At 58.0% G+C, this 12,621-nt stretch carries 11 protein-coding genes and 1 tRNA gene; 2 read left to right on the forward strand and 10 right to left on the reverse strand.

Annotation, left to right across the window (positions count from 1 at the left end):
• The first annotated feature begins 134 nt into the window (after positions 1 to 134).
• Positions 135 to 920 (forward strand): SDR family NAD(P)-dependent oxidoreductase, encoded by a 786-nt coding sequence (locus KO088_RS00725; RefSeq protein WP_215492900.1) that lies wholly within the window; start codon positions 135 to 137, stop codon positions 918 to 920.
• Between the two features lie 94 nt (positions 921 to 1,014).
• Here KO088_RS00725 and menA read toward each other — a convergent pair whose 3' ends face one another.
• Genes menA through KO088_RS00740 form a run of 3 tightly spaced genes read right to left on the reverse strand, consistent with a single transcriptional unit; the run spans position 1,015 to position 3,978 of the window.
• Positions 1,015 to 1,902: a 1,4-dihydroxy-2-naphthoate octaprenyltransferase gene (gene menA, locus KO088_RS00730; RefSeq protein WP_215492901.1), complete on the reverse strand. Its 888-nt coding sequence runs from the start codon at positions 1,900 to 1,902 to the stop codon at positions 1,015 to 1,017.
• A gap of 1 nt (position 1,903) precedes the next feature.
• Positions 1,904 to 3,256 carry an aspartate kinase gene (locus KO088_RS00735; protein ID WP_215492902.1) on the reverse strand — a complete coding sequence of 451 codons (1,353 nt, stop codon included), beginning with the start codon at positions 3,254 to 3,256 and terminating at the stop codon, positions 1,904 to 1,906.
• A gap of 59 nt (positions 3,257 to 3,315) precedes the next feature.
• Entirely contained in the window at positions 3,316 to 3,978 is a 663-nt protein-coding gene (locus KO088_RS00740) for a cell division ATP-binding protein FtsE (RefSeq protein WP_215492903.1), read from the reverse strand.
• A 587-nt stretch (positions 3,979 to 4,565) separates the two neighbouring features.
• Here KO088_RS00740 and KO088_RS00745 point away from each other — a divergent pair.
• Positions 4,566 to 4,639 (forward strand) — tRNA-Met (locus tag KO088_RS00745).
• Positions 4,640 to 4,764: 125 nt separating this feature from the next.
• Here KO088_RS00745 and folB read toward each other — a convergent pair.
• The 7 genes from folB to KO088_RS00780 form a co-directional block, all read right to left on the reverse strand.
• On the reverse strand, positions 4,765 to 5,136 hold the full coding sequence (gene folB, locus KO088_RS00750) for a dihydroneopterin aldolase (RefSeq protein ID WP_215492905.1): 372 nt from the start codon (positions 5,134 to 5,136) through the stop codon (positions 4,765 to 4,767).
• A 24-nt stretch (positions 5,137 to 5,160) separates the two neighbouring features.
• Positions 5,161 to 6,084, reverse strand: a complete 924-nt coding sequence (locus KO088_RS00755; RefSeq protein WP_215492906.1) for a cation diffusion facilitator family transporter — start codon at positions 6,082 to 6,084, stop codon at positions 5,161 to 5,163.
• On the reverse strand, positions 6,074 to 7,486 hold the full coding sequence (hemG, locus tag KO088_RS00760) for a protoporphyrinogen oxidase (RefSeq protein WP_251419694.1): 1,413 nt from the start codon (positions 7,484 to 7,486) through the stop codon (positions 6,074 to 6,076). The genes KO088_RS00755 and hemG overlap by 11 nt, the downstream gene beginning before the upstream one ends.
• Before the next feature lie 236 nt (positions 7,487 to 7,722).
• The gene (locus KO088_RS00765; protein ID WP_215492908.1) at positions 7,723 to 8,796 is read right to left on the reverse strand and encodes a BACON domain-containing protein; all 1,074 of its coding nucleotides are present in this window, start codon (positions 8,794 to 8,796) and stop codon (positions 7,723 to 7,725) included.
• 47 nt (positions 8,797 to 8,843) lie between these two features.
• Positions 8,844 to 10,136: a DUF4302 domain-containing protein gene (locus tag KO088_RS00770; RefSeq protein WP_215492909.1), complete on the reverse strand. Its 1,293-nt coding sequence runs from the start codon at positions 10,134 to 10,136 to the stop codon at positions 8,844 to 8,846.
• A gap of 2 nt (positions 10,137 to 10,138) precedes the next feature.
• On the reverse strand, positions 10,139 to 11,020 hold the full coding sequence (locus KO088_RS00775) for a zinc-binding metallopeptidase (RefSeq protein WP_188807190.1): 882 nt from the start codon (positions 11,018 to 11,020) through the stop codon (positions 10,139 to 10,141).
• A gap of 18 nt (positions 11,021 to 11,038) precedes the next feature.
• A complete protein-coding gene (locus KO088_RS00780; RefSeq protein WP_215492910.1) occupies positions 11,039 to 12,616 on the reverse strand; it encodes a RagB/SusD family nutrient uptake outer membrane protein in 1,578 nt (525 codons plus the stop codon).
• Positions 12,617 to 12,621 lie beyond the last annotated feature (5 nt).

The following is a 12,621-nucleotide window of genomic DNA, read 5'->3' on the forward strand; positions in this document are numbered from 1 at the left end:
GAAAATCTGACTACCTTCGCATGGCGTTATAATGCTTTGTATAACAGTTGATTAATCTCTCGCGCTGGACGTCCCATTTTGAGGGCGAAAAGTAGGCTACTTTGGGGCGCACAAAAGCCCCTTTTTACCATCGTATGGATCACGCTAAGACCGCCCTCATCACGGGGGCTTCCAGTGGGCTCGGAGAAGCTTATGCCCGCCTGCATGCTTCCTTGGGGGGCAACCTTATCCTTGTCGCTCGCCGTGAGGAGCGCCTGCTCGCTCTCAAGGCCGAGCTGGAGCAAGCCCATCACGTCACTGTCCACGTCCTCGCGAAGGACCTTGCTGAGCCCGACGCACCTGCCTCACTCTTCGCCGAAGTGGAGCGCCTTGGCCTCTCTGTTGACTACCTCATCAATAATGCAGGGCTGGGCGGACAAGGGAGCCTTGCCGAGCGCTCTCTTGAGGATGATGCTAACCTGCTGGCCGTAGATATCGCCGCGCTGACGGCGCTGACAAAGCTCTTCCTGCCGAGCTTCATCACGCGAGGAAGTGGGCGCATCCTCAATGTCTCTTCGATTGCCTCGCTCGTCCCAGGGCCATGGCAAGCCACGTACTTCGCAGCGAAGGCCTACGTCACATCGCTGACCTTGGCCCTTAGTGAAGAGCTGCGGGGAACGGGCGTCACGGCGACGGTCGTCCTGCCTGGCGGGATGCGCACGGGCTTCGAAGCCGCCGCGAAGCTCGAAGGTACGGGCCTTGCAGCCCAGCTTACCCAAAGCCCCGACGATGTGGCACGCCGTAGCTACGAGGCGATGCTCCGAGGCCGAAGGAAGCTCATCGCAGGCACGCCACTTCTGCAGCGGCTCCTGCTCCGTCTGGTGCCCTTTGCCCCGACGGCCTTCGTCCTCCGTGTTGTCGCCCGTCTCCACAAGCGCTGAAGCGCCTATAACCGACATAACGCACCTCGCCCCGCTACGGAAGCCTGACGGCTCGGTAGCGGGGCGAGGTGCGTTGATATGGTTGGGGCGAGGGCTAAGCTCTCAGAAGGAGCATGGCACCGATGAGGAGGGCGAGGAAGAAGACGTTGCGTGCCGTGGCGCAGAGCGTCTTGTTGAGCTCGCTACCTTCGGACTCCTGCAGCTGGCGGTGCGTCATCGAGAAGACGACGACGTAGGGCAGCATGAGGAGCATCCCCCAGAAGCTATAGATGGGGTAGAGGAAGCCCATCGAGAGCAGCCCGCAGGTGAGGTAGAAGCGTGGCGCGAAGTCACGGCCCATACGCACGATGAGCGTGCGCTTGCCAGCCTTACGGTCTTCGTCGATGTCGCGGTAGTTATTCACGATGAGGATATTCACGCTCGCTAGACCGATCGCCGTAGCTAAGTGCCACAGCACGGGATCAGCGATCGTCCCACGTAGGATGAAGAAGCTCGTCACCACAGGCACCCAGCCGAAGAAGATCAGCACCGCCAAATCGCCCAGACCGTGATAGGAGAGCGGATAAGGCCCGCCCGAGTAGGCGAAGATGCCTAGCCCGACAGCCAACCCCACGAGTAGCAGCCACCACGAGGTGAGCGCCACGAGTGTGATACCGCTGGCGAGGAAGACAAAGAGGCTGACGTATAGCGCACGGCGTACCTCGCCTTCGGTGAGAAGTCCCTTAGAGAGGGGGCGGAGTGGCCCTGTGCGCTCCTCGGTGTCGGCGCCCTTCTTGAAGTCAATGAGGTCGTTGGCTATGTTACTCCCGATCTGAGCACTGATGGCGACGACGAGAAGCAGTGCCGTGCGTAGCGGATCGATAGGCCCGATGAAGGCCGCGTAGAAGATCGCCACGAGGACGGCGCTAAGCCCCGAGAGTAGGGTGCGTGGGCGAGTAAGCCCCAGCCAGAGCTGTGTGCGGGTAGGCTGCGAGGAAGCCATACTACTTATCTGCTCCTTTCTTGGCGTCCTTAGAGCCGAAGAGGTGGTCGCTCAGGGCGAGGAGCGTGCGGCGCTTGTCCGCAGCCTCGACGAGTACGGTGAGGTTGTAGTCGCTACCACCGTAGGAGATCATGTGCACGGGGATCTCGCTGAGGGCGTTCAGGATCTGCGCCTCGAAGCCCACGTTGTCCCACTCCATATCGCCGACGACACAGACGATGGTCATGTCATGCTCGACGTCGATGCTACCCAAGCTCTGGAGGCTGTGGCGCAGGTCATCGGGGAGCGTGCTGCGCTCGATGGTGAGGGAGATAGAGGCTTCGGTCGAAGCGATCATATCGATGGGGATGCAGTGGTGCTCGAAGAGTGCAAAGACCTTTCCCATGAAGCTCCAGTGGGAGAGCTGATGATTGCTGCGGATGCGGATCATCGTGATGTTGTCCTTCGCTGCCACGGCCTTGATCATATCCTTGTCGGTATCGAGGGAGATGAGCGTACCTGGGGCATCGGGCGCCATCGTATTCAGTAGACGCACGGGGATGTGGCGGCGCTTGGCGGGCTGGATGCAAGTGGGGTGAAGGATCTTCGCTCCGAAGTATGCCAGCTCAGAGGCTTCCTCGAAGTGGAGGCGACGTACGGGAGACGTAGCATCGACGATACGGGGGTCGTTGTTGTGCATGCCATCGATATCCGTCCAGATCTGGATCTCGTCGACCTCGAGGGCGGCGCCGATGAGCGTGGCGGTATAGTCGCTACCCCCGCGCTGCAGGTTGTCGATATCGCCGAAGGCATTGCGGCAGATGTAGCCCTCCGTGATGAAGAGCTGCGTACCCTCGGGTGCTCGCTTGATGAGCTCCGAGAGATGGGCTTGGATATAGTCTTCGTCGGGCTCAGCCTGCTTATTGGTACGCATGTACTCCAGTGCAGGGAGGCCGACTGCACGCACGCCTCGATCCTCGAGGTGACGCAGCATCATCGCTGTGCTAAGGAGCTCACCACGTGCCAGGATTTTCTTCTCGTCAAAGAGCGTGAAGGTATCCGAGTAGCAGAGCTGCTCGAGGAAGAAGAACGTCTCATTGACCAAGGTCCAGGCACGGTCGTAGCTGTGCTTGTCGGGGAAGAGCAGCTGCGTCTCTTGCTCGTACTTGTGCTTGAGCTTCGTGAGGATGGTGAGGGCCTCGTGGCGGTGATGCGCCATGAGCTGGTGCCCGATCTCTACGAGGGCGTTTGTCGTACCGGCCATAGCCGAGAGGACAACAATCTTAGGCTCATCGGTAGCTGTGATGAGGTCAGCTACATGGGCTATGCGCTGGGCAGAGGCAACAGAGGTGCCTCCGAACTTCATTACTTTCAACGGCTTCGTGTCTTAGGGGATACGTGTCGAGGGAATGGGGCTGTACGCTTGCTCGGGGCTTAGAGCGCATCGAGGGCAATACAGCGAGCGGGGTAGTACTCGAGGACCTGACGGTTGTGCGTGGCCATGATGACGGCTGTACCACGCTCCTTGGTGAGGCGGTGCAGGAGCTCGGCGATAGCCAAGCCATTCTCTGCATCGAGGTTCCCCGTAGGCTCGTCGGCGAGGATGAGCTCGGGACGACCGATGAGGGCACGGGCGATGGCGACACGCTGCTGCTCACCACCAGAGAGTTCGTGGGGATACTTATAGCTCTTTGTCTCAAGGCCGACATCCTGGAGCGCCTCGTTGATGAGGCTCTCGCGTTCGCTACTTCGGCTGACACCGAAGGCACGCAGCACGATATCGAGGTTGTCATGCACGGTCTGGTCGGGCAGGAGCTGGAAGTTCTGGAAGACGATGCCAAGGCGACGGCGTAGCTTCGGTAGCTCCTTGCTCTTGATGCGAGAGAGGTCGAAGCCCATGACGTTGGCCTTCCCCTTGGTGAGGGGGACTTCGGCGGAGATCGTCTTCAGTAGGGTACTCTTCCCCGAGCCTACAGGGCCGGTGAGGTAGACGAATTCGCCTGCGGCAACCTGCAGATCCAGCTGCTCGAAGAGGATATGTTCGTGGCGGGCGATCTGGACGCCTTGGAAGTCCAGTAGCCACTTCTTTTCAGCCATAGGTCTTATCTGTATAACTATTTACCTGCAAAGATACGCAAACGTGCCCATGCTGGGGCTATGGGGAGGAGCTATGTCGGTGATCTGGTCAAAATCCCTTCGGGTATCGTGGCGTCGCGTATGCGGGGACTTCTTCCCCTTAGGCTCTCGTCTACGGTCTCCCTTGTGAAGGCTGGGCTTCGTACTGCTATACGTTCGCTTCCCTCTCTGTATCGGTCCGAGCTGTAGAGGGGCGTATAAATTCTTCTGAGAATCAGGTGGAATACTTCTATTCTCCTGCTGCTTTTCTTCTTCGGCAATATAGCTTTCTTCGTGTCTACGTACGTGGATATAAAATCCAGGTACGTAGTCGCTATGATCCACGTAGGTGGACTTTAAGACTACGTACATAGATAGCGATATAGCACTATAGCTTAGCCCCTTTATTTCCACTGGGATGTAAGTATTCTTCAGAGGAATGCTACCTTTTTCTCAATAGCGATGCTGCTCTGTCTTATAGGAGCAGGAAGGCGCACGCGAGGAAGTCGATGCGACTTCTTGCATATATAAAAGCTTTGTGCTACCTTTGCAGTGCTTTTACAAGAGGCGGCGAGATAGCTCAGCTGGTTAGAGCGTCGGATTCATAATCCGAAGGTCGGGGGTTCAAGTCCCCCTCTCGCTACGAAACACAGACGATATACCTACGAGGTGTGTCGTCTTTTTCTTTTATACAAAACACGGGAGCGCTCCAGCAATATCGCTGGGGTGCTCCCGTGTTTTGCGTCAAGACATCCGAGTCGTGGCGGCTTAGTCGCGGCTGGCTTCAAGGGTGAAGGCTGCGGACTGTACCTCGCCAGGGAAGGGCGGATTGCACTTGCTGAGAGTGAGTGTGAGGCGCTGCATGCGGGGGAAGGTCGCGAAGAGGCGCTCGCTGATACGCCCGACGACATGCTCCAAGAGGCGTGAGGGGATAGCCATCTCGGCCTTGACGACCTCGTAGACGTCGGCATAGCTGATGGTCTCCTCCAGCTCGTCACTGCGGACACTCCCAGCTACATCAGCCCAGAAGGTGAGCTCGACGACGAACTGATTGCCGACACGCTGCTCCTGTGGGAAGACGCCGTGGTAGGCGTAGAAGCGCATCTCGTGCAGGGTGATCTTCATTGCTTCGATCTTCATTGGCTTATCGCGGGGTAAGGGAGGTTAGTAATGTTTGTGGGAGCTGGGCTCTATATGAATAGCGATGTGGGTCGTCGTCCCATAGCGGGCACGTAGCTCGCGCTCGATGATTAGGGTGATGTCGTGCCCCTCGGCTACACTCATGCGCCCATCGACAAGGAGGTCGATCTCGATAGCGTAGCTCCCGCCGATGCTACGGGTACGCATGCGGTGAATGCCCTCGACACGGTGCGTAGAGAGGACGATCTCCATAATTTCCCCCTCGACCTCGGGGCTCAGGCATTCCTCGGTCAGCTCATTGAAGGCGGGGCGAAGGACGCTCCAGCCTATGTGGATGATGAAGAGACTCACGACGCCTGCAGCCAGTGGCTCGAGGAAGAGCCAGCGCTCGCCGAGGAAGATAGCCCCAGCGATACCGATGAGTACGGCGATGAGTGCCAGCGTATCACTGCGGTGGTCGAGGGCCTTGGCCTTGAGTGCCGAGCTCTTGAGCAGCCCTGCCCACTGGTAGGTATAGCGGTAGAGGAAGAGCTTGATCAGAAGGGAGACGAAGGCGACGATAAGCGTCAGACGGCTGGGACGGGGTAGCTGGAGCGTACCCATCCAAAGGCCGATGATCGAGATGATGCTATTGTAGAGGAGGAGGACGCCGACGCTGATCATGACGACCGCCATGACGACTGAGGCGAGCGTCTCGAACTTCCCATGCCCGTAGTGATGATCCTTATCCTGAGGCTTGCCCGAGATCCGGATGAAGATGAGGGCAATGATGTCGGTGAGGAAGTCGGAGATCGAGTTGATCGCCTCTGCTATCATCGCGCTACTATGGCCTACGATCCCGACGAAGAGCTTCAGGAGCACGAGGAGGGCGTTGGAAGCACTGCCGAGGAGCGTCACACGCAGGATCTTCTTCGTGCGCTCGGGGTAGGTGCTTTTATTAGGCACCATACTGCTTGCTGATGAGACGGGCCAAGGCTTCACCCTGCTTGATGCGGTCGGGGATGCCGATGCCGTCACGGATCGCCCCAGCTAAGTGAAGACCTGGATAGCGCTCTTCAAGCTGCGCGATTCGCTCAAAGCGTGCTCCTGAGGAGGCTTCATATTGGGGGATAGCCAAGCGGTGGCGGAAGATGTGCAGTAGGTCGGGCTCGTTCGTAATCCCGAGAAGGCGCTGCAGACGCTCACGGACGAGGGCCTCGATGGCTTCGTCTGAGTACTCGATGACCTCTGGGGCTCGCATCCCTCCGAGGAAGATAGAGAGGAGTGTGCCACCCTTAGGTGCGCGCTCTTCGAAGCATGCTGACGGATGAAGGATACCTAAGAGTTCGCCATCTTCGTGCGAGGGGACCAGACCACCGAAGGCATGGAAGTGGGGGAGCTTCGTCGCACGCATACCCCACGCTACTTGCACGATGGGCGCATAGCGAAGGGCCGTAATAGGCGCAAGGTCTTCAGTGGAGAGGAAGGGAAGTAGGCAGGGGAGGGCGGGTGCAGGTGCCGTCGTGATGACGTGGCGAGCTCGGAGCATGCGTGTAGTGCCGTCCGTCGTGAACTGAACTTCATAGAGCCCCTCTGCGGTGCGTGTGATATGACAGCCTTCGGCAGAGTAGGAGAAGTGCTCCCTCCCGATATGATTTGCAAGGGCGTGTGTGAGCTGGGATAGCCCGCCCGAGGTGGAGAAGATCTGCTTCGTCACACTCTGAGCCTCTGCATCCTTCGGCGCTCGTGCCTTGGCGATAGCCCCACGGATGAAGCTTCCATGCTGCTCCTCGAGGGCGTAGAGCTTGGGAAGGGCGTAGCGCGTCACGAGACGATGCGGGTCGCCAGCGTAGATGCCCCCGATGAAGGGATCGACAGCATAGTCGAGGAAGCTCTTCCCCAGTCGGCGCACGACCAGCTCTGCGATCGACTCGTTCTCCTTCCGACCACGGGCACGGAAGGGCTCAAGGAGGATGCCCAGCTTATCACGCATCGAGAAGAGTGGTGTCTTCAGCCCAGAGAGCGGTGAGGAGGGGAGGGGGAGGAAGGTCTGTCCTTCGCCTGCGCGCTTCCCCATACTCTTGAGGATGAGGCGGCGATTGGCCTCAGGTGAAGCGGTGCACATGAGATCTGGGAAGGCAGCGAAGAGGCGAGGGACGGCAGCATGACTGATGATGCCCGTCGTAGGTCCCGACTCAAAGATGAAGCCCCCTTCGCTGTGGCTCTCGATGACGCCCCCAGGTCGATCACGTTGCTCGACGAGGTGTAAGCTGAGTCCAGCCTCCTTCAGATGGAAGGCTGCGGTGAGGCCCGTCAGGCCAGCACCTATGATGACTACGTCAATCGGAGTATCGGGGAGGTTATTCGTCATGTGGCTTGATCCTGCTTCACTTGTGCGAAGCATTGGCAAAGATAACGAACATGCTCAAGATAGGGCCGAAGGGTACATGGTGGGAGCTCGTTTCTGTGGTAGCCTATTGTCCCATTATCGCTCTGTCGTCGGGTAGCTATGGAGGATATAGGATCAAAGGCAAGCCCCTCACCCATAGCAGATACTACGGGCGAGGGGCTGATGCTTAGTGGATTCGTCCGAAGGACGGAGGAGGGTTACTTGGCCTCGAGCTTAGGCTGGATGAAGAACTTCTCGATGCCGATGAACGTACCTTGGGTGATCTGGCGTGAGCTTGAGCGGACGAAGCCATAGGAAGCCCAGTACTGCTCCGAGGAGATCTTGCTCTTCTCCTTGAAGATGAGCTTGCCGTCATGGTTGACGGAGATCAAGACGGGTTCACGTGTCCCGATGATGTAGGTCTTGTGCTCAGCAGTGAAGTCATCGGCAGCGAGGACGCTCATGATGTAGATGTTCTTGCCGCTGGCTGGGTCTGTCGCCGTCTTCACCACCTTCCCGTTGAGGAGCTCCAGGCCTTGACCAGGCGTGAATGCAGCCTCCCATGTGTAGGTGCCGTCGATGATGAACTGTGCCTGCGTGTCGCTGACCTTCTTGATCTCCACGTCGGAGCTTAGGGGTACCATCGTCCCCGTAGCAGCATCCAGCGTCATAGAGTGCTGAGTGTACTGCCCTACGATGTCAGCGAGATCAACCTGCGTGACCTGAAGTGAGTCAACGAGACCAACCCCCTTGGCGATGATCCAGCCCGTGCGGGGGCGGCCCGTGGTGTTCTCTGCGACGATGACGCGAAGCTGCTGATCCTTGGGCTCCAGCTGGATCCAGTCGGCTGAGGTAGTGTAGGTGACGGTGATATTTGAGGGTGCCTTGATCGTCTTGTCGATGGCAGCATCCCCCCCGATCATCGCTTGCTCCTTCGGCAGACCGAAGATGATGCCGGCCTGCATGATGTTGATCGCGATGGAGTCTCCCTTGCTGTCCTTGAGGACCAGCGAGGCGTTGCGTGACTGGGGATTGATATTGTCGGTCGAGGTAAGACGGATCGTCGCACCTTCCTGAGCTACCTGAAGCCAAGAGGCGGAGCTGTAGGCCTTCGCAGGAGCCTTGTCAAGACGTACGGTCGCCGTAGAGGACTCTACGGGGAGGTAGGTCTTAGCCTCCAGGACGGAGAAGTCCACCTGGCTCAGTCGAGGTACATCCTGCTGCTTCTTGCACGAGCTACCAAGGCTCAGCAGTCCGAGAGCAGCGAGGAGGATTAAGCTTATTCTCTTCATGAGTATTGTAATCATCTGAATTGAGAGAGGTACATACGAGGCTGGCACTAAGGCTGCTTCTTGATGTACTGGATATTCTCGATAGCGATCGGCATGACGAGGTTGCCCTTACTATCGACGAGCGGAGTATTGAGGTCTTCACCGTAGGCGATACCATAGAAGGAGTCGACCTTACCATCGGCGAGCTCGGTACCCTTAGCGACGGCTTGCTGGAGATCTTCATCCCAAGTGAAGGTGATGCTATGGAGCTCAGCGGCGAGGAGCTTGCGCCCATCAGCCAGTGATGCTGGTACGAGGATGATACCACCAGCATATCTATTCGTCGGGTCGTGCAGAGCCTGTCCCTGGAAGCTGATCGTACCCGTGGTAGCATCGTAGGGGAGCACCATCTTGTAGCTGACTCCGTAGAAGGTGAGGACAGCCGAGAGGGTATTGGCTCGCTCACCAGCTGAGAGGGTGAGGGTCGTAGGCTTACGCCAGCCACGGACGGGGTTGTGTCGGAGCGTCCATGTGCCGTACCAGAAGTCGATAGGCTTATAGCTCTTGGGGAGGAAGAGCTTCGCGACGAGGTCGCCCGAGGTGAACTGCTGGGCTTCGCCATCCCAAGTGAAGGTGCGGTAGCTCTTGCCTTCGACTACGATGGGGCTCTGTAGCGTGATGCCCGTAGCGGTGAAGTTGAACGGCGTGTCGAAGCTGCGCTCACCGATCTTGACCGAGAGGCGACGGGCGTCTCCACGGATCTCACCCTGAGCCAGCTCCTTGCTCCCGAGAGAGAAGTCGAAGGTGCTTGCTGTCATCCCTTCGCGGACATTGAGGATACCGAGGATCTGCTCCTCGATACTGCTGTCGTCGGGGATGCGTACGAGGCGCATCTCATTGCCCCATTTCTTACCGAGGAGGCGTACCGTATCAGCGGTAGCTGAGAGGATGGCGAACTCATAGTCCCCTTGGATCCCCTCGGGATAACCGAGTGATGCGGAGGCCAGTGAGTGAATCACCTCATTGTAGGTGGGGAAGGTCAGCACAGGGCCTTGGTCGCGGACGATCGAGTACTCGCTGGTAGCCTGTAGCTCGGGATCTACGTTGTCACCAGCCATCGTCACGTGACCGTTCTCGAACTTCATCAGGAGCGTGAAGCCAGGACCCGAGTAGTCTCGGCCAGCGTAGTACTCCATCCGCCAGCCCTTGGGCGCAGCTTCGAGAAGGGCTTTCTCCTCAGCGATGAGGGCGTCGATGCGAGCTGCTGCAGGCTTGTCGAAGATCTCCTTATTGTCCTTGAGGCAGGAGGGGAGCATGAAGCTCAGTAGCCCCAGGAGGATATATATATAGGTAGGACGCATGATTAGTAGAGCTTAGTTAGGTCTAATGTAGCGATCTGGCCACCACGGCGTAGGACGACGTCACGCAGGTCATCGAGGTCAAGCTTCCACGAGTCGCGGGTATAGTCCTTGACGCGCTGGAGCTTGCGCTGGATGAGTGCGGCACCAGCAGAGCCTGCATTATTGAGGATCTGCTGCCACTGCTGGGGCGTGTAGGTGACGTAGTAGGAGAGCATCTCTGCGAAGTCCTCTGCATCATTCTGCATCGCGTAGGGCGATACGAAGCCAGCACGATTGGCTGCACGCTCGGACTGGTTGAACCAGTCTCCACTGACGTAGCCCGACTTCGTGATGAGAGCAAAGTCCGTGCTGTAAGGCTTCTTCTGATTGAGAATGTGGGTGAACTCGTGATGCATCGTGTGGAAGTAGTAGGTCGTCATCGTCTCGTAGTCGGCCAGAGCTTGGTCGGTGAGCGAATTGACCTTCCCTAAGATGACCTTGTAGCCACCATCGGCACTACCGACGACCTCAGTGCGCTGACGCGTGTAGCCAGGAGTACCGATAGCTACGAGGATACGTGGGGCATTGAGCTTCATGAACTCAGGCCCGAGGACCTCGGCATAGGCATCGAACCAGAGGTACTTCGTGATGATCGCGAGCTTGGCTGTCTTAGCCGAGTCGGCGGGGATAAAGTGATAGCTGAGGTCCGTCTCGGAGTCCTCGAGCTTGTATTTGAAGCGGATATTGTATGGACTGCGGTAGTTCACGTCCAGCCACTGCTCGAAGTCATTGAGCTTCTCCGAGGTCGTGGGGAAGATCGTGGGATCCTTCGGCTGGTCATCGGAGCAGGAGATGATGCCTACGGTGAGGAGTAGCCCGATGAGTCCTTGATATATGTAGTTCATAGGTCCTTCGTCGCTATGTTAATGTTGGGAAGCTCGGGGATTAGCTTCGAGCTGTGCAGAGATGACGTCCTGAGGGAGCTGGACGGCCAGACGTGGGTCGCGTGCCTCCATCTTGTCGGTCACAGCCTCGACGACATTGCTGACGTTCACACGACGGCGGTAGATCGTGATGCCGTAGCGCTTGACGTCCTGCATGCGGAGACCTTCGTGGATGGTGATGAGGCGGCGGAGCTGAAGGATAGCCTGCAGAAGAGGCTCCTGAGTCTCCATATTGAGGGCGGGCGTTGTGTGAAGCTCCTTCTTAGGAGTAGGCTTCTCAGGCGTATAGTACTTGATGCCTTGGTAGAAGTCTTTGATCTGCTGAAGGGTCAGCTGTACACTGCGCTTCGTGAAGGCGCTGAGCTCGATGTTGAGGTCAGCGAGGGCCTCGTCATAGCGCTGCAGAAGGGCCTTCGCCTCGGCACGTACCATGAGCGTCTCATCAGTGGTGAAGGTAGCATAGGTCGAGTAGGGGATACCGATGCCTGCTACACGGTCGATGTACTTCGGCGTGTAGGGGAGCTTGTGGAGGGCGTACTTAGATACCCCGTTGTTGTTCACCACGACGTAGTTCATCACATCGCCACTGGCACCCCATGGGCCATCGGCCTGGAGGGTCTCGGTGGTGGAGATAAGTGCACCATGGGCGTACTTACTACCACGCAGGATGGGGATGCTGACGCCACCCCATTCGGTAGCTACCGTCTGCAGGAGGATATTTGCCTTGACAGAAGACTGGATATAGGCGTTAGGCTGTACATTGCCCGAGAGTCCCTGCTTGCTCCACGAGGCCCAGTCACGTAGGTCGGCACGTGGGTTCGAGCCCAGAGCGGCATCAGCGTGCTCAATAGCCTTGGCATACTGACGGGCATAGAGGTAGAAGCGCGCAGCAAAGGCATGAGCAGCCTGAGCGGTGAAGTGGTACTTCGGCTTACCATAGTTCGCTGAATTGATATCCTGCAGGCCCTCGGTGAGGTCTTGCTCGATGTGCTTGTAGAGCGCTTCGAGCGTGCCTCGATGATGGAGGGTACGCCCAGGATGCTCCTCAGGCTCGGTAGGATAAGGCAGGCCATAGTCGGAGGCTGCCGTCTCGGGAGCATAGGCTTGGCAGAAGACATTCGCCAGCTGGAACATCGAGTAGGCGCGGCATAGCTTGGCTTCGGCGACCTGACTGGCGTAGGCATCCTTATTGCTTACGCCAGCGACGTGCTTGAGCACCTCATTGCAGACAGTGATCGCAGTATAGTGTGCGTCCCAGAGCTGCTGAGGGGTCTCCTGCTCGCGGATCTCGGAGATATCGCTCCAGCGATAGGCCTGCTCCTGGAAGGGGCTGATAGCGCTCCACGAGGTGTAGTCGTGCTCGTCGCTATTGTCGGAGTACATCTCCAGCAGGTAGGCTGCATGGGCATCGGGATAAGCCGATACGAGGAACTTCGCCGCATCCTCAGGGGTGTGTAGCTCCATGCGGTTGTCGGGGTACTTGTCGAGGTACTTACCGCAGCTCGAGAAGAGCAGTGCCAGCGAGAGGACTGAGGTGATGATATGTTTCTTCTTCATTGGTG

Origin of the sequence: Porphyromonas bobii (genome assembly GCF_943169685.1) — a bacterium.
Lineage (GTDB): Bacteria > Bacteroidota > Bacteroidia > Bacteroidales > Porphyromonadaceae > Porphyromonas > Porphyromonas pasteri.